The 18,637-nt window shown below is 37.2% G+C and carries 12 protein-coding genes; 5 read left to right on the forward strand and 7 right to left on the reverse strand.

What is annotated here, in order from left to right:
• Positions 1-2: 2 nt before the first annotated feature.
• From purS to cls, 4 genes are all read right to left on the reverse strand, one after another.
• Positions 3-254, reverse strand: a complete 252-nt coding sequence (gene purS / locus CLOAM_RS02815) for a phosphoribosylformylglycinamidine synthase subunit PurS (protein ID WP_015424339.1) — start codon at positions 252-254, stop codon at positions 3-5.
• Positions 255-369: 115 nt separating this feature from the next.
• Entirely contained in the window at positions 370-3,711 is a 3,342-nt protein-coding gene (locus CLOAM_RS02820) for a UvrD-helicase domain-containing protein (RefSeq protein ID WP_015424340.1), read from the reverse strand.
• Positions 3,708-6,530 (reverse strand): PD-(D/E)XK nuclease family protein, encoded by a 2,823-nt coding sequence (locus CLOAM_RS02825; RefSeq protein ID WP_044278856.1) that lies wholly within the window; start codon positions 6,528-6,530, stop codon positions 3,708-3,710. Before CLOAM_RS02825 ends, CLOAM_RS02820 begins: the two co-directional genes overlap by 4 nt.
• 122 nt (positions 6,531-6,652) lie before the next feature.
• Positions 6,653-8,026 carry a cardiolipin synthase gene (cls, locus tag CLOAM_RS02830; protein ID WP_044279193.1) on the reverse strand — a complete coding sequence of 458 codons (1,374 nt, stop codon included), beginning with the start codon at positions 8,024-8,026 and terminating at the stop codon, positions 6,653-6,655.
• On the opposite strand from cls, the gene CLOAM_RS09935 reads away from it, so the two are divergent.
• The 5 genes from CLOAM_RS09935 (at position 7,977) to CLOAM_RS02860 (ending at position 12,056) form a co-directional block, all read left to right on the forward strand.
• Entirely contained in the window at positions 7,977-8,372 is a 396-nt protein-coding gene (locus CLOAM_RS09935) for a hypothetical protein (RefSeq protein WP_232502700.1), read from the forward strand. The two genes, cls and CLOAM_RS09935, sit on opposite strands and share 50 nt — an antisense overlap.
• 680 nt (positions 8,373-9,052) lie before the next feature.
• The gene (locus CLOAM_RS02845) at positions 9,053-9,898 is read left to right on the forward strand and encodes an ABC transporter substrate-binding protein (RefSeq protein ID WP_015424343.1); all 846 of its coding nucleotides are present in this window, start codon (positions 9,053-9,055) and stop codon (positions 9,896-9,898) included.
• Positions 9,895-10,818: a FecCD family ABC transporter permease gene (locus CLOAM_RS02850; protein WP_232502701.1), complete on the forward strand. Its 924-nt coding sequence runs from the start codon at positions 9,895-9,897 to the stop codon at positions 10,816-10,818. Before CLOAM_RS02845 ends, CLOAM_RS02850 begins: the two co-directional genes overlap by 4 nt.
• Positions 10,819-10,998: 180 nt before the next feature.
• Entirely contained in the window at positions 10,999-11,514 is a 516-nt protein-coding gene (locus CLOAM_RS02855; protein WP_015424345.1) for a helix-turn-helix domain-containing protein, read from the forward strand.
• The gene (locus CLOAM_RS02860) at positions 11,508-12,056 is read left to right on the forward strand and encodes an IS630 family transposase (RefSeq protein ID WP_018198429.1); all 549 of its coding nucleotides are present in this window, start codon (positions 11,508-11,510) and stop codon (positions 12,054-12,056) included. Before CLOAM_RS02855 ends, CLOAM_RS02860 begins: the two co-directional genes overlap by 7 nt.
• A 196-nt stretch (positions 12,057-12,252) precedes the next feature.
• Here the strand turns inward: CLOAM_RS02860 and CLOAM_RS02865 are convergent, their stop codons facing one another.
• Genes CLOAM_RS02865 through CLOAM_RS02875 form a run of 3 tightly spaced genes read right to left on the reverse strand, consistent with a single transcriptional unit; the run spans position 12,253 to position 18,630 of the window.
• The gene (locus CLOAM_RS02865; RefSeq protein ID WP_015424347.1) at positions 12,253-14,436 is read right to left on the reverse strand and encodes a T9SS type A sorting domain-containing protein; all 2,184 of its coding nucleotides are present in this window, start codon (positions 14,434-14,436) and stop codon (positions 12,253-12,255) included.
• A 29-nt stretch (positions 14,437-14,465) separates the two neighbouring features.
• Positions 14,466-15,497: a PorV/PorQ family protein gene (locus CLOAM_RS02870; RefSeq protein WP_044278861.1), complete on the reverse strand. Its 1,032-nt coding sequence runs from the start codon at positions 15,495-15,497 to the stop codon at positions 14,466-14,468.
• Positions 15,498-15,507: 10 nt separating this feature from the next.
• Positions 15,508-18,630, reverse strand: a complete 3,123-nt coding sequence (locus tag CLOAM_RS02875; RefSeq protein WP_015424349.1) for a hypothetical protein — start codon at positions 18,628-18,630, stop codon at positions 15,508-15,510.
• Positions 18,631-18,637 lie beyond the last annotated feature (7 nt).

Raw genomic sequence — 18,637 nt, forward strand, 5'->3', positions numbered from 1 at the left:
AATTACTCCTCTGCAATTATTTCGTAATGATATGTCTCGGTATTAGGGTTAGCCAAAAGGTCTTGGCAAATTTTTTCTACTTCCTGGCTGACTTTTTCTCTGTTATCATTCCTAAAACTCATCTCTATATATTTGCTGATACGGGTTTCAATCACATCCGTGTAACCCAGGTTATGCAGAGAATTTGTAACTGCCTTACCTTGCGGATCAAGAACATTGGCTTTAAGTTGAACATAAATTTTGGCTTTTAGCATTGCTAATCCTTTCGTTTATTTCTCAATTTATCCTTTTCTTTTTGCTTGAGGTTTTAGTCAATACTTTTGTTGGGTAGTCCTCCGACTACACATTCTTGACTTCTCTACCTCTTGACTACACAATTACAATACTAGTATCAATATTATAGCCCTTGAAAACAGGCAGTTTGGATAGAGCTGTTTTATAGTTTGCAAGTTGATTGAAATCGTAAATATCTCCGCTTTTATAATCCGCAATCAGAACCACTTTTTCAGCAGTATTAACCATCAAACGGTCTATTCTCATAATTTTGCTGCCCCACAGAATTTCCTGCTCAGTAAAGATTTTATCCCAACCGGAAGTAAAAAGATAGGGATTTGAATCGCAGACCTTTTTACAGCGATCAGCCAGTTGCTCAATTTGAAAGACGGTAAAAATAGCTCCATAGCGGTTTAGGCATCTGTAATAAGCATAGTTATGTTCTTTTGGTGTGTTGCGGATAATGAAGGACATATAGAAATGCAATAAATCCCCGATCAGGTTTGGGCGTTCCGTTAGATAGTATGTTTTCAGGTCTTTTACTGCAGGAAGTTCTACGGGAACTAATTTATTCCAATTTACGGGTCTGTGATGGCGGATATTCAGATGATAATTGCTTTGTTCCAGATTAGATTTAGGTGGTTCAGAAGAAAAAGATGTTTCTTTTTTATTTTCCTGCAGAAAGCTTTTTTTATAATAAACTCCGCGTTCATTAAAAGGGGAATCTTTGAAATAATCAAAAACAGAATTACAAAGTGCTACAGTAAGGTTATCATCTTTATTGGCATTGTAATAATCGTTCCACCCTTCCTTCAATTTATAACCGAAATAAAGGTGCAATTTTTGTTCAGCGCGGGTAAAAGCTACATATAGGTTATTCAATTCTTCCAGCTGTTTTCTTTTTTGGTTTTGGAGATAGAGATTGGCGTAGCTTGAGGACTTCAGGATTTTCTGATAATGCAAACTGATACCGTAATCCCGAATCCGGTTAAAGGTATTTCCTTCATATTCCAAAGCCCAATTTAAGGTATTACTATCTGTGCTATGTTTTCCGGAAAGGTTACAGAAAACGAAAACTCTTTTGAACTGCAAACCCTTGGATTTATGAATGGTTAGCAATTGTAAACTGTCATCAGCATTTATGGAAACCTGTTTAAAATCCTCGGCATTGGCATTATCCTTAAGATAAGTAAGTAAATCGGGAAAAGAAATTCCTTTATCGGGATCCGTTAATTGGCGTGTGGACAAAATATCCAGAAAGCGGTGTAGATTCAAATAATCCCGTTCACTTAGCTGTTTGGAAGGTAAACAGAGGTCTATTATTTCTCTACAAATTTCAGTTGCCTTCTTGTTTTCCTGCTCCCAAGAAAGCTGGTAGAATTCATTTACAACGGGTATAGTTGAAAAATCGGGTCTTACTGGTTTTTGTCTTTCTTTTTGTATTTCCAGGGTTCGGGAGATAATATTAAGGGTTTGTTTCAACACTTTTGTATTGATTAGCACATAGTCCGAACGCAGAAAAGCAATAAAATCAATCCAATCCCCCCAGGCTAAAAAACGCAGCCAGGAAAGCAAAGGAGCTACATAGTGATGTTCTATAATAGACCTGTTGGGTTGAAATAAACTAGCTCTGCCACTTATATCCAATGCTTGTTGAATTTTTGTAAGTTCTTCATTGGTTCTGCATAAAATAGCAATTGAACCGGAATCGTCTTTTTCCAAAGCAGGCAAAACCATTCTTTCTACAAAATCCGTGTAAATATCTTTTTCGTTATCGGCATTGGTAACGCTGGTAGAAAAATTTTTTAAGCAGAATTCAATTTCGGTTCCCGGTTCTTTTGTAATTTCTACGCTTTCAATATGTGTATAATCCCATTTCATTTCTTTTTTTTGGAGTAAACTACACAATTCTGCATTCATAAAGACCTGATTGATAAATTCCATTAAAGTTGGACCACAGCGGTAGCTTTTATCCAGTGCTTCAACTGTAAGATCTCCCAAAGCCGGGAAAATATCTTTCAAATTCAGCAGTAAATCACGTTCACCTCCTCTCCACCCAAAAATGGATTGTTTTTCATCCCCTACAACTATTAAGCCCCCAAAAGGTTTGGAACCTTCTCCGGCAGTAATTTCTTCAATGATTGGCTTTAATATATTGAATTGAATCAGGGAAGTATCCTGAAATTCATCTATCAGTAAAAAACGGGTTCTATGGCTTAAAAATTGATAAAATTCAGTTGCTGAAACAGCATCTTCGGGATTTAGAAAAGGCGGTTCTGAACTAAAGAGTGTTTCAAAAGTAAACCAGGTTATGTCATCATAGGTCAAATTTTTATAGCGGTATATCAAATTATCGTATCTTTCCAATACACTTGACCAAAGTTCCTCAATTTCTCTTTGTTCGGGAAGATATAATTTCCAGATTAAATAATCAGCCAAATGGTGTTTGGCTTCATTTTGAGCATTTTCCAGTTCAATATTTTCGGCTTCAAACTTCTTGTTGCTTATTTTCTGTTTATTCCAGATAGTGCCTTTATCTAATATATATAGTAGTTTTTCCGCCTCATCCGAATTAAGTTGTTTTAAGTTATTGAAAATAGCAACAGGAGTTAGGGCACCTTTCACAGCTAAATTTCTAAAGTCCTTATTAAAATAATCCTCCAGAGATGCTTTACCCAAATCAGAACAGATATTAGCTACTAATGCTATAATCCGTTGCATTTCTTTCAGGAATTTCTCGTAGAATTCAGCTGGTTCAGTTTCGGGATTTAAATTCATTAAAGTTCCGCTAAAAGAAGAATTATGAACTGCTTGGCGTTTAGTGATCATATAAAAAAGCCAGCGCTGTTCAATTAATGAGCAGAAAAATTTAGTATATTCATCTAAGGAACGGCTAACTTTCCTACTTAATAAATTTTTAATTTTTTCCCTTAAATCCGGTTCCATTAAATGATCAAGCAAAAAGGGCATAATCTTTTTTACGGCTTCGGTATCTATTTCATAATGTTCAATATTTTTTAAGGGACGCACAATATTACGGAAGATCTGTCCTGTGTAGGAATCAATAGTCATCACTTGCAAATGGCTTTGATCACAGATTAATTCCTTGCGTGCACTAAGCAGTAAATTTCTTTCCTGTTCACTTAAGGGAATTTCTTTTGTTTTATTAAGTTTTCTAAGGTTGAGCAGTAATTCTTGTTGTTTCTTTTGTTCTTCTTCCGTTTCCGGTTCAGAAACCAATAGTTCCAAATGTTTAATAATTCTATCTCTAATTTCTGCAGTTGCCTTACGTGTAAAGGTTAAAACGAGGATATTATCCAAAGAAAATTCATTCTTACTGTAATATTTTAAGATTAGGGAAAGATATTCTACAGAAAGACGGTAGGTCTTTCCGGTTCCGGCACTGGCACAAATTATTCTGCAGTTATTTTCAGTCATTTTAAACCTCCTTTTCTGCTTATCAAATCAGCCCGGGTAATATTTTGCAAACGCTGTCTATCAGTGGCTTTGGTAATTGTGCTATAACCATTTGCAAGACAAAATTCCAGATTATCCAAAATCTGCTGTTTCAGTTTATTGCGTTTTTCTTCATTCACGCCTTCCACTTTATCTGTAGGGTCTAAAATATTCCAAAATATGGAAGAAACATCATTTGGCGCCGAAACATCATCCAGAAGATAATAATACCATTCATAGATGCAGAGTTGACGATAGTCATGACTGCCTGTTTTGAAGTCCACAATGAGAGCTTTATTTTCCATTTCAATACGCAGGTCTGCTTTTCCTCTGATGCCAATAATATATTCTTTATTGCCCCAATTGACCTTTCCCAGTTGTTTATGTTTCATTTCCGCACGGCTAATTTTATCCTCTTCGGGAATGAGAATAAATTTTCTTCCTTCAACCTGTTTTTTCAGCCAGTCCTGATAGAAAAAGAAGAGGGATTCAGATAATTTTTTTGCCAGGATTTCCCCTAAAAAAACGGCATTATAGTTCTTAGGGATTTGATATATCATTTTTTCGGAAGCAATTACATTTTTTAGTTGTTCCTCCAGTTTTTTACTATTGCCAAAGAGGGTTTCCAATATTGTGTGAGATTCATGAATTCCTTTCAATTCACCTAAGGTAGAAGAAAAATAGGTATGCATAATGTTACCGAAGAGTTTATAACTTATGGTTTCTTCGGCTTCCCAATTTTGAATTGAGAGTTTGCTTTTATTTTCTACAAACCAGAGGAAGGGATTTTTCAAAAATTGGATAAGAGCTGAGGCACTGAAATTAATCTGATTATTCATTGGGAAATCGGCAATAGGATCGGAAGGGATGATAAAGAAATCCTCCGGCAGGTCTTTATTAATATTGCAAACTTCTTGATCTTCAAGCTCGGGAATTGTCTTATTAAGTAGTTCCCAACTATAAACATCCGGCAGAGAAACAAGCACTTTTCTTTTTTTTAATAAATCCGGTTCTTCATTTTTCAGCAGTTCTTCCAATTCACCTAAAAAGGAACTGGGGCTGATATCGCGTTCCTGATTTACATAACTGAAACAAATTGCGCGCTCTGAACACAGTAAAAGACGACAGAAATAATAGCGTTCCCAGTTTCTGATATCGTTAAATGTTTTTAATCCTAATTTTGCTCGTTGTGATTCATTGAATAACCAAACAGGAGTTGGACTGGAAGGAATAATGCCCTCAATCATTTGAAAGAAGGCAACGGTGGAAAAACTTCTATTTCTTGCATCCAGCAAATTACTAATTTCCCATTCGGGAGTTAGGGCTTCATTTCTTTGGTAACTGATTTTGCCGGTTTTAAGAAAATTCAAAAGCAAATCAAGCAGATTTAAGCCAATGCTGTCTTCAGCAAAAATTTGTTTCCAGGAATTTACCAAGCCCAAATTTTCAATAGCCATAAAGTTTGCCATTCTCTCCCAAAAAACAGGTAAAATATCAGTATAGAGTTTTTCGTTATCTTCCAGCAAGTTATTTAGCTGTAAGCAATTGGGACTATCAATCAGGTTGCAGAGTTCTTTCAGATTTTGGACTTTGCTGAAGGCATTGATTAAATTGTAATATTCCCATACGAGGGATTTAAGGGTTGGCAAATCTGCAGTTAGAAACAAAGCATAGTCCACATAAAGATAATCCCAATTAATTAAAAAACCAAGCTCCAGACGCAGTTGACTGATATAGTCATCCAGTTTTAGGTTACCTTGTTCAGCGTAAAAGTAATGGCAGAACCAATCTTCCGAGATATAATTTGCCAATATTTTTATGGGAAGATAGCCATTTGTATCTTTTGTAGCTTTAAGTCCTGTGGCAATTGCAGAAAGCATTTTGTAAATAGTCCCTTCGCAGAAAGAATAGCTGTCCGGTTTGGCAAAATGTTCTTCGGGAAAGTAATGACTATAGCTTTTCAAGTGAAAGGTGCTGTCAATAATAGCGCAATTATGACAATCTTGCTCCAAATTCCAGGAGAGAAAAGATAATGCCATTTGGGTTTCATTGTCCGTTTCTCTAATTTCAATGGAGGGCTTCTTTTTTAAGGAATTCCAGGATTCCTGCAAATTGAAATCTTTTATTTTCCAGTTTTCACCATTGCTTTCTGTTTCCAAACCGTGAGTAATAATTGTTACCCTGTTTCCTGAATCCTCCAGAGCTTTTATCTGTTGTTTTTCCAAGCCACTGTAATAATATTGATTGATATAATAAATATCACAGTTTTGCCAGGGAACGGAAATATTATCGGCATTCAAGTAAAAAATAGTATCACTGAAACCCAAAGCATTGATATATTTTTGATAGTTACTGCGGATATTTAAAATCTTCTGCAGATAAATCTCCTGCCATTCCTGCATCGGAAAAGCTCCGGAATTTGCCATTTCTTCAAGATCGGAAAGAGCTATACATTCTTCGCAGAACTCTTCAAAAAAATCAAAAAAGCGTTTTCCCCAGTCCACAATATCACCATAATTATAAATATGAAATGATTCTCTTTCGCTTTCTTCCATTACCATAAAGAGGCAAAGCAGTCGTTTTTCATCTGTCAGTAAAGGTTGCTTTGGCAAAATAAGAGCAGAACGCAATTCTTCCATACTGTAAAAACCGCGCCAGGAAAGGTCCCAATTGGTTAAATATTCTCTGGAAGCTCTTTTTGCTGCGCTTAAAGTTGGGAAAATTAGAATGGAATCTGGCTTAGCAAGTTCTTGGACAATTGTATCCAGATTCTCTGATAAAGGATAGTTGATAAACTTCATAACTTTTTCTCCTTTTTTTAAGTCAGAAGTCGTCACTGCCGAAATAACTTTTTCATTGCTCCCAAACTTATTTGGTAGTGAGGACTGATAACTGCTGACTTAAGACCTTAACCTCCCGTATCTTATAACAAAGGAGAAACCAGACGGCAGATGGATTCTTTTGTTTTTTGCAGCATACTGCGCTGTCTGAATTTCTCAGGAATAATTTTACTGCTGGATAACAGGTCTTCTTCAAATTGCTTAATTGCTTCGGCACAAACAGTTTTATCGTATATTGCGGCAGCCAGTTCAAAATTTTGTTTAAAACTGCGTAAATCCATATTGGCAGTTCCGATTAGCAGAAATTCGTCATCCACAATCAATATTTTGGAATGATTAAAACCCTTATGATAAGTCCAAATTTCTACTCCAACATCTAAAAGTTGTTGAAAATAACTGCGTGAAGCCCAATAAACCAAAAAATGATCGGGCTTATCGGGAACCAGTATCTGAACTTTTACACTGCTGATAGCGGCAGTTTTTAGAGCGGAAAGTAAACTTTCGTTTAAAATTAAGTAGGGAGTAGAAATCCGAATGCTATGTTTAGCGTAAGTTATTGCTGCAAAATATAATTGCATTATGCTGTCATAATCACTATCAGGACCATCAGCTACAATTTGCATCGGGAGAAATCTTTGTTTATCAGGAGAAATAACAGGAAGGTATTTATGCAGTAAGTCCTCTTGCATCAAATTTTTTCCGGTTACAAAATTCCAGTCCGCTAAAAAGATTGCTTGTAAAGCATTAACTGCTTTTCCTTCAATTTCTGCCAAGGAATCACGCCAGTAGCCATAATATCGTTTTTTGCCCAAATATTTATCTCCGATATTCATCCCGCCCAAATATGCCTTATTACCATCTACAATTACCAGTTTACGATGATTTCTGTAATTCAAACGACTGTTTAAAAAAGGTATCCAGACAGGCATAAAAGGAACAAATTCCACTCCTGCATCGCGTAATTCCTGTTTAAATGATTTTTTCAGCATCCAGCAACCTACATCATCATAAATAAAACGCACTTCAACACCTTCCAGTGCTTTTTGAATCAATAACTTTTGCAAAGTGTAACCTGTTTCATCGGCAAAAATAGAAAAATATTCCAGATGGACAAAATGTTGGGCAGAATTAATGCCTTCCAAAATTGCTTTAAATGCTTTTCCCGTATCGTTATATAGAGTTACATTGTTGTTTACCGTTAAAGTAGCTTTACTATTATTTTTCAATAAGTTATAAAGTCGTGCAGTCAAGTCGTTCTGCCAATTGTTTTCTCTATCGGAAGGATGATTGTGAACATAAGATAACAGTAATTTGGTATCGGCATATCCTTTTTTACTGAATAAACGCTTTTTTCGCCAATTTCTACCAAAAAACAGATACAATATAAAGCCCACAATCGGTAGAAAAATGAGCACTAAAATCCAAGCCATAGTTGTTGCTGGAGAACCATTTTCCATTACCACGATGAGGATAATTAACACTATGGAAATTCCAAACAGAATATTGATAATTCGCAAAGTTACTTTACTGAATGTATCAAGAACTGAACCACCAACTATGATCTGCGTGAGGGATGCAATTAATACCAAACTTATCAGCAGACCCATAATCAATGCTATGGAATCCCATAATTTACTGGAAGTTAAAATAATTCACCTCTTTGTTAAGCTAAATCTTTTATATTTTCATCATTCCAATTACTATTATAAACACCTTCCTAAATTACAGGAAAAGATTGTCAAGGCAAAAAGCCGAAAAAATAACAATACTTTCTTTTCTTATAGGTTAGCAATACGAATTTAGGAGCTTCCTGCTTTTGCAGAAATAACAAATTGCTTATCCTTCAAAAAATAAAATTATATATTCTTTACACTTAGGCATATCCCATCATCAACCCATTCTTTAGGATGGGAGGAGGTTGGGTTGAGGATGGGTTGCAATTAAGGAATAAACACAAATAATGCAGGAGGGGAAAAATGGGTTTGCAACTTCCAATTTGCCAAAGAGTTTGAAGAACTCTGAAAAAAATATTCTTTTGGTTTATGGTAAATCAGAACTCAGAAAAACCAATATCAAATTTTTCTTTTTTCGCCGGGTTAAAGCCCGTCGTTTTATAACTACCATCCCTACGAAATTTTTACTTCAATATATGATTAATGAACAGGGGAAATAATATCAAGCATTATTTCCATATATCATTTGGATTAAATTATACCCAATTGGGAAGAGGCAATTCATTTTTCTTGACAGGAGGCGGTAAATTTAGTGTAAGGAAAAAAATGTTTCTTGGTTTTAGAAGAGTAAAAAAGAAATATGAATAAGGAATTGTTTTAGGCAGGATAACGCACTAACAGATAAGCTGTTAAATAGAATTAGTAAGTCCTCTTCCCCAGGGAAAAGTGATTTTCTCGTTGCTTTATCTGTAAGACCTGCTTTTTAGGACTTAAATATAAATTAGGATAAAAGAAAAAAGGAATTTTCCAGTGAAGAAATCAGGAATTCTAACTGTAATTATTATTATTCTCTTTGCTTTATCCTGTAAGCAAACAGGAAACAATCAAAAGAAAGGCATTGTAGTTCTTTCTCCGGAAGTGGCAGAAATTATTTGCGCTCTAAATGCTGAAAAGGAAATTACAGGTATTACTGCTGAATGTAATTATCCACCTTCACTGCAGCAGAAAAAGATAGTTGGCTCTTTCAGCAGTATTGATAAAGAAGCCATCATTGCTCTTAATCCCGAGCTAATTTTTTGCAGTTCTTTGGAGCAGGAAAACATAGCTTATGACCTGAAAAATTTGGGCTTTCAGGTGGAAGTTATTTATCCTAAAGGTATTAACGAAATGCTTTCAGACATAGAAAGAATCGGAACTCTTATCCGAAAAAAAGAGGAAGCCGCAAAACTCGTAAACTACTTAAAAGAGGAAATAGAAAAAATTAAGGCAAATGCACAAGGCAAACTCCGTCCTAAGGTTTATCTGGAAATATACAGAAATCCCTTAATGAGCGTATCTGATTCTTCTTTTATAGGTGAACTTATTGAACTTGCCGGAGGCGATAATATTTTTTCTACCCTGGAACGTGACTATGCCAGAATAAATCCTGAGGCAGTTATTGCTGCCAAACCGGATATTATGATTTGCTATTCACAGGAGACCCTAAAAAATATAATTAACCGAAAGGGCTGGCAAAATATACCGGCTATTCAAAAAAGAAGAATTTACTTTGAGAAGGACATCAATCCCGATTTGCTTCAACGCGCAACTTCTCGCTGTATTGAAGGAATGAAAGAACTGGCAAAAATTTTTGCTGAATGGCGGGAAGAACAATGAAAAAAATATTGATTCTGATTCTATGGCTCTTAATCGGTGTAGGCATTATTATTGCATATCTTACATTAGGCAAACCGGATACGAATATTATTACTCAAGTTAGAATTCCTCGTTTGCTGTTAACTCTTTTCACTGGAATGGCATTAGCCGGAATTGGTTCTATCTATCAACTTATGCTTGCCAATCCATTAGCCGAACCGTATATTTTAGGAATTTCTTCTGGTTCCGCTTTTGGCAGTATACTTCTTGGTATATCCGGATTGATTATTTTGATGCCTGTTGGTGGTTTTATAGGTGCAGGTTTTACAATGTTGCTGGTTTGGAAACTGGCACACCAAAAAGGAAGATTTGATAAAAGCCGTTTATTGATTGCCGGTGTGATTGCCGGAATGTTTTTTTCTGCCGGTATTTCGTTGATTATGTATCTTCATCAGCAAGATACGGCTCTAATTTTAGGAACCCTGATGGGCAATTTGGGGCATATATTTACTAAAGGTGAATGGACAAGTTTTTTAATTCTGATGGGGTTATCTCTTATTATCCTCATCTATCTTTTTTTCCAATCCACAGCTATTGATATTTTAAGTTGCGGAGATTTATATGCTGCCAGCTTGGGAATAAATGTTTTATCGCTAAGGCGTCAGATTTTTATCCTCACTTCCATAGTGATTGGAATTAGTGTATCTTATGCCGGAATAATTGGCTTTGTCGGATTAATTATTCCGCATATTGTGCGCTTTTTCATTCCCTCAGGACAGAAAAAAATATATCTGCTGTCATTATGGTCGGGAGGTATTTTTCTTCTTGCCTGTGATCTGCTCGCTAAACATATATTGTCTATGGAATTACCCGTTGGAATAATTACTGCCTTTATCGGCTGTCCTTTTTTTATGTGGCTGCTTTTAAAAAAACAAGGTTGACGAAGATAAATTAGCAATTAGGATTGAATGGATTATAGGGATTCACAAGGATTTTTTTGAACGACAGGATGTAATTCTTCCAGAAAGTTGACATCCTCGTCAACCTACTAATACCATTTCGCTTGCATAATTACAAGATATGATTATATTATCTCCAGAGTTTACAAACTGGAGGTAAACATGAATCGTATCCATGTTAACGACACAATGACTGCTGATGAGTTAAAGTTAAGGATGTGCAACAGCAAAGATATTCAAGAGCACAATCGCTGGCAGGCATTATATATGGCAAAAGCGAAAGGATTATCGGCCCAGGAGATAGCTGATATTATTGGAGTATCCAAATACACAGTCAATAAGTGGGTGTATAACTTCAATCATATTGGAGAAGAGAGTATATTTAGCCATAATAGAGGTTGTAATCGTACTTCATTTCTCAGTTGGCAAGAGGAAGAAGAGCTTCTATCCGAGATTGGTAAACAAGCTGAAAAGGGTCTGTTGGTAGTTGTCAAAACGATCAAAGCAGAAATAGAAGCCAGGATAGGGAGGACAGTCTCCAAGGATTATCCCTATGATTTGTTGCATCGTCATGGCTGGAGAAGAGTAGTTCCTCGACCTAAACATCCCCAGCAAGATGCTGAAGCCCAGGAAGACTTTAAAAAAAACTCCCGGAATACCTGGCAGCCGCCTTGCTAAGTTTTCAACCCAACGATACAAGACCCATTCAGGTATTTTTCCAAGACGAAGCCCGCTTCGGAAGAATCAATACTCCTGTCGCCTGTTGGGCTCCTAAAGGTCAGAGACCTACAGTTTCGAAACAGATTGTAAGACAATATTTATATGCCTACTCAGCGGTGAATCCGGTAAGTGGTGACATCTTCTCTATCCTGGCTCCCAACTGCGATACCGATATTATGTCGTTATTCATTGAGAACTTCTCTAATGAGTACCAGGATTACCGAAACATTATGATTATGGATAAAGCTGGATGGCATACCACCAGCTACCTGAAAAGCTTCGATAATGTCCGATACATCTTCCTACCTCCATATAGTCCAGAATTGAATCCAACAGAACATCTGTGGGCAAAGATTAGAGACCTGAAGTTTAGAAACATAACCTTCAATTCAATGAATGAAGTTATGAATGCTCTGATTGAGTGCTTTGAATACTTTGATGAAAACAAGGATATGGTCTCAAAACTAACTTATTTCAAATGGCTTAATTTGGATGTATGAAAGCGAATTGGTATAAATTGTGTAGCCGGAGCTCACTGAAGCTCAGGAGCATTTTTTTACGATGGACACACCTTGTTTCACTTTTTCACTTTTTCACCTTTTCACTTACTTGCGGAGGAACGGCGTTCTCCGACTACACAAAAAGCCCCGGCATAAAACCAGGGCTTTACTTTTTTCCATTTGAGGAAGGGTTTTCTTATTTCATCAACATCATTTTACGGGTTTCAACTTTGCCATCTGTGGTAAGGCGATAGAAATATAGTCCACTGGTAACTTTGTTACCATTATTGTCTGTTCCATTCCAGACCACATTATTTCTTCCAAAATTGGCAATACCATTATGAAGTGTTTTAACCAACTGACCTTTCACATTATAAACTGATAGATTGGCATTAGCAGTTTTGGGCATATCAAAACTGATGGTAGTTTCCGGATTGAAAGGATTGGGATAGTTTTGATTCAACATATTGGTAACAGGGCTAACAGTAGGATCATCTGAAGCATTGCTGGGAAAGACGATTTGCAGTTCTGTAAACATTACCCGTCCACCATCATTCATAGGACCGACTCCAGGACTAATAACAAAAGCACCCCAGGTAAAATCATCGTAGAAAAGAAGACCAAGCTTACCAACTTTCTCACCATTACTTTCACCAACATAAATAACTTTGTCGGCTGGATATACCCACATTGGCTTAATGCCTGCAAATTCAGGGGTCTCAATATTGTTCAGTTTAATGGGTTCACTCCAATGATTGCCATTATCTCCAGAAACAGAAATCCAAATTTCTGGGGTATTTGCCCAAGCAGAATAGTCGCTATCACCATCAGCATTATACCACTTTGCCCGTGCGCTATTTTGCCAGACCATAGCTAACATTCCATGACCATTATTTTCAGTAACTTTCATATTATTGCAATGGAAAAACATAGCACTATCATGAGCATTCTGATCCCAATAGGGGAATTCCCAGCTTAAATACATATCAACAAACCACTCATGTGTATCAGGGTCTTGAACAAAGTCCTCAACACCCCAAGGTGGTTGGCTATCCCATGGCTGATAATGTTCATCTACATCGTTAGTTGGATCCTTACGGGGCCAGATATCGTTAATTCTGAACTGAGAACCTTCTGGCTGAGAAGGATTAAAGATAATTTCTTTGGGTAATTGGAAATTAGGAAACCAATAACCATCATTGGTAACAAGTCTCCAAACAGCAGGGAAATGAATACGACCCAAATCGTCAACAGTAGCATTCAAATGACCTGAAGCTGAAGAAAATAATTCCCAGTAAATATCATTATCGCCATAAGGTAATTCGCTTTGATTTTTAAAAAAACCAGTTGTATCAGTAGGACTGGTATTAGGATTCCATGTTGGCAGGTTACCCCAACTACTGGTCCGCGACCAAGTTCCTTCTCCATAATTTCCACATTGGAAAACATCTACATCCTGCTCAACAATATTGGTTGATCCATCTGCTTCCGTTGCAAAATGAAAACCTGCATAATAAATGTTTCCTGCATTATCCGCCGTTAAAGAATTGAAGGGTCTACGCCACTCGTCATCAACATTCCATTCATCCATTTCCGGAATTGAGGTATATTGCCAAGTAAGAGGAACATTTTGTTCAATTTGATTAGCATCAAAATCGGCATAAGCAATTTTGGGATTTTCGGAAGGACCGTAAGTGTGAGTAATTGAGTTTCTCGCTATCACATAGATTCTTCTCTTATCGGGATAAGGAGAGGGACCAATTACAGCCGTGGGCCAAATGAATTCATTATTGTCAGTAAAATTACCATCGGAAGTATAAACAGTTGAAGGATTATCAATAACATCTACAAGAGGGGTAAATAAGCCATAAATGCCCTCATAAAATTGGTCCACGGTAAACTGCACTTCCATTTCCGTATCCGTATCGGAATTTGCATGCCAGGCATAAAATGGCTTTCCAGAAACTGGATCAACAGCCACAGTGCCATATCCTTCATTATTTGCTTCTGTTGTAATCTCATTATTAACGATAACATCACCGTTAGCATCAAGATAAGCGTAAAATATACGACGGGTTCCCGTAGAAGTTCTACGTCCATGATAGGTTAAGAAATATCCGCCTCCTAAAATATTAGACGGAATTACACGTAAAGGCAAACCGTTATAACTTCCTATCATATAATCATAATAAGAAGTTAAAAGAGAATGCGGAGTTTTGGTAAAAGTATATACCGGAGCTGTTCGTTCGCTCGGTATTATTTTTTTAGGGACAGGGGTTTCCATTGCCTTCTTGTTATCGGGAGTAGGAATCATTTCCTGGGCAAAAATTATGCCCACAAGCAAAGACAATGTTAAGCTGACTAATAGGATTTTTTTCATTATTTCCTCCTGAATCTTTATTGATTCTTTTAATATTTAATTTTTAAAGAAACACGATGAGCACCCTTAATAAAGGACTCAGCCAAATCACCCATATCGGTATAGGCATAGTCAATGTTAAAAATGCCAAAAGAAGTAGGAACTTGCCAGCCCACTCCTGCAGCAAAGCCATTTGTATCATAATTGAATTGATATCCGCATCGGAAAAATATGTTTCCCAGCTTATATTCAGTTCCCAAATTCCAGGTCTCTAAACGGTCTATTACATTATCCAACTGCAGAGATGCGATCCAATAGTTATTTCCTTTCCGCATCAGGTCGCCACTAACTCCTAAAGAGAAGCTGAGAGGGATTTTACTATCCAATTCAATACCATCTTCATCAACAAGACCATCTCCATCATTATCAAACAAATCAAAAGGGTCTTCATCATCTCTGCCGTCTTCATCATCATCAACCCGAAAACGAATATCAGGACCAAAATTACGCATTGCCATCCCGATTTTAATATTTCTCCAACCTGTGTTATACATTGAACCAACATCAACTGCATAGCTGTTTACATTAAATTCATACAGATTTTCACGGAGATATTTTATTCCCAGTCCGGCTGAGAATTTATTGGTAAATTGTTGAGCAAAAGCTGCTCCTATGGCAATGTCACTGCAAGTGAATTTTTCTCCGGTAGGTCCAAATGGCTCTTCTTCTGTTATATCCATATCATCCATATGTAATATGCTGCCATATAGTGCAATAGTAGATACCCCATTGGTATATGTGGCAGCTCCGAATTCATGCATAATACTGGCAGGCCAATTAGTATGCGAAACAAAAACCTGATTTTCAAAGGCAGGAGCCAAACCAGCAGGATTCCAGTAAACAGAAGAAATATCATCAGTTACGGCTGTATACGCTTCTGCCATACCTACGGCACGAGCATCCACACCAAGCTTGAGAAACTGCAAAGCTACCGTTCCCGTTTTACCAAATGGCTTGGCTGTAATTATCAGCGGTAAACCGGCTATTGTAATAATCAGGACAAGTGTTAATACTTTCTTCACAGCTCCTCCCTCATTTAATTATGACAAATTTGCCGACTTTGTTTTTGCCGTCGGCTTTGTTCTCTACGGAGTATAGATAAACACCAGGGGCTATTATCTGTTTGTTTTTTGAAAGTAAATCCCATGCTTCCATACCATCCGCTGCAAGACCTGTAGAACTTGCTTTAGAAATAGTGATGATATCGGTAACCGGGGCACCATCATGTTTCAAGGTCTGAACAAGATCACCTGCTAAAGTATAAATGCGGATATCACAACGTTTAGGTAGATTAATAAACCATATACGACGGCTTTTATCTCCCTTTTCATCATTTTCTCTGCGTCCGTCAAAACTGCTTCTGCCAATATAGGGATTGGGAATAACCATTATATTATCCATATTTTCCTTAGCCAAAGTACCGGGGAAAAATACTTTCATATTAGCATCAGCATCTCTTCCGCTTTCCAAATAATTCAGATCATTTGCAGGAATACCTCTATCAAAAGCGGTTAAAGCAACATAATATTCAACGCCTTTTCGGGGATACATAATATATGATTTGTAGTAGCGTCTGGCTAATCTTTCTTTCCGGAGGTTACTCAAGTCCAAAGTATCAGGGGCTTCTGCTCCTTCGCCTCCAGGAAAAGCAAATCCTTGTAAAGGAATTAGTTTAGGGTCATATAGTGCATAAAATATATGATCAGGGATGTCTTGATGTTTGAAAATGCGTGCTTGCAAAAGTTCGGTGGTTTCAAGATCGGGTCCTGTTATACTGTTAGCATAGTTTTGAAGGGATTGCCAGTCGGTTACTTCATTATATGTTGTCCCATTTATTACAATATCTGGCGTATAAATAGGCCAACCATAAAATGTATCACCATTGGGAACAAGTTGATAATTTTCGTCAAAGTGGTAGAATTTATGATACTCACTTACATCTACATTCCATTCATTTTTATTGGGAAGACCAGTATCAATACCTAAATAACCTCCAAAATCCCTGAATAAATCAGGAAAAGCACTATTTACAGTGTAATCAGAATGATCACGAGGTGTATCAACCTTATCCCAACGCTTAATCATTTCCCAGTCCTCCTGGCTTCCGCTTCCGCTTCTTCCCCATAAGGTGTAACCCTGAAAATCCTTGCGTAAACGTGAAGCTGTATAAGGATTAACCAGAGCATTCATATTCCAGCGTTTATCTTCCATTCCAGGCTCAGGAGGTGGTCCCGGTCTATATTCTTCAGGTATATCAACCCAGTTATTTGCAATATAAGGAGTAGGATCACTATCAAGACCTGAAATCAATAAACTACTTTCAGGATTTTGCCAGCCAATAATTGCAGTACTTACTGTTTTAACATCATAAGAAAATTCACTGCGATTATCCCAATAAACATCTAGACGATTACCATCATCTTGTAATTGAGCATATAAATTTGGAATATCTGGCGGCTCAGGAGGTGTATAATGAGGAAATGTATCTGGTTGAGTTACCGTAATCAGGTCTTGTGCCTGGCCGTATATTTCTTTAGCCCAACCTGCTGATTTTTTCAGGTCTTCCTTATTATCTCCGGGGAAAACTGCAACTACGATTTTCATTGTCTTTTTGGGTGGTAAGTTCCACCGTTTTGCCAGATCACTATATTCTGAAGGATTTTCTGGTTGAGCTCCATAGAAAGAAAATAGAAAACGGGTATCATTTGGAGTAGGTTGTTCCCATTCAGTTAAATCTTCCTGTTCAGGACGCAGAGCAGTATATGTAGGGGAAGATGGTTTTGGGTTGCGTCCGGTTAGTAACCAATATTTTTCATTTGAGGTCTCACCAGGTTTGGGAATTTTAAGTGGATTACCGTCATCAGGTCCATCACCAACTTTCCAATACCAGCAGTGGAACTTTAACTTTTCCGGATCAGGGGTACAAACACGAGCTCCTACCATTCCGGGAGTAATACCGTTATCAAAGTCACCATCATAAGTATAGGCAAATTCATATCCGGTTCCCTTTACATAGCCGGATTTATCATCAGCTGCCTTTTCCACTCCCCAGGTTTGAGGACCTACATCACAATCCATATAAATTCCCATTGCACAGTCATACAAAGTATCGGCTTCATTCATATTGGTTATATCAAATTCTACATAAACCAGATTTTTAATATATTCAAAGCTCCATTGATAACTCATCTGGCGCACTCGTATATTTAAAGGATAATGTGTGTTTGCACCACTTGATTTGCCGTAATCCCGCTCTCCTGAAGTCCCAAAAGGGCAGTAATCGTAATAAAAAGAGATAAAATCCTGTTCCGAAACGGGAGCACCATCTTCATCTATCCTGCCATCCTGATCATCGTCATAAGGAGCGGCAAAAGCATAAGTTGAATTATTATATGATAAATCCATAAAACCCAGAGGAAACCAAATTTCGGCATTTATAGGATCATCTAAAATAGTAAAATCCCTAATGGGAACCTCTGCCAGGAAATTACTCCCAAAATTCTCACTGAATTGAGTTGGTAATTCTAAACCGCTTCTGAAGGGAAAAGTAAAACCGGCGCCATCTTCATCTATTTTCCCGTCACCATCATCATCCACACCACGCTTTTGTTTCCTTGTAGTGGCATAAATAATTCCATCAAGATTGTTATATGTAGAATAGTTCTCCGTTTGATCAGGATTATTTACCAGCAAAGGATTGTAAGCAGGTAAAAATTCATATAAATCCCAATCACCATCAAAACCCACACTTACTAAAGTATCTATCACTGCTTGTTTAGTAGGATTCCAGCGAGGATCTGCTGCAGTAATAATAGTGTCGTTGGTTTCCGAAGGAGGATAAACTAACCAGTACAATTTTTTTCCGAAGGAATCACGGCGCTGTTTTTTGGCTCCGAACCATAAAGCTCCTTGATATAAATAATCAATTCCACTTCCTCCAGGATATTCCAAGGAAGGATATTGAGGAACAATATCATCTCCGGAACCGAAGAAACCATAATTACTAACTCGCAACCAGATGTTTCCTACATTATGATATTTAGTTAAATCCAGTTTTTTTGTTCCTGTAGCAGGAACTGCCGAAGCCGCATAAGCTGCACTGGCTGTAAAAAACAGCAATAGGCAAAGGCAGATTCCAATCTTATAAAACTTCATTAAACAC

The organism is Candidatus Cloacimonas acidaminovorans str. Evry, from assembly GCF_000146065.2.
Taxonomy (GTDB): Bacteria; Cloacimonadota; Cloacimonadia; order Cloacimonadales; family Cloacimonadaceae; genus Cloacimonas; species Cloacimonas acidaminivorans.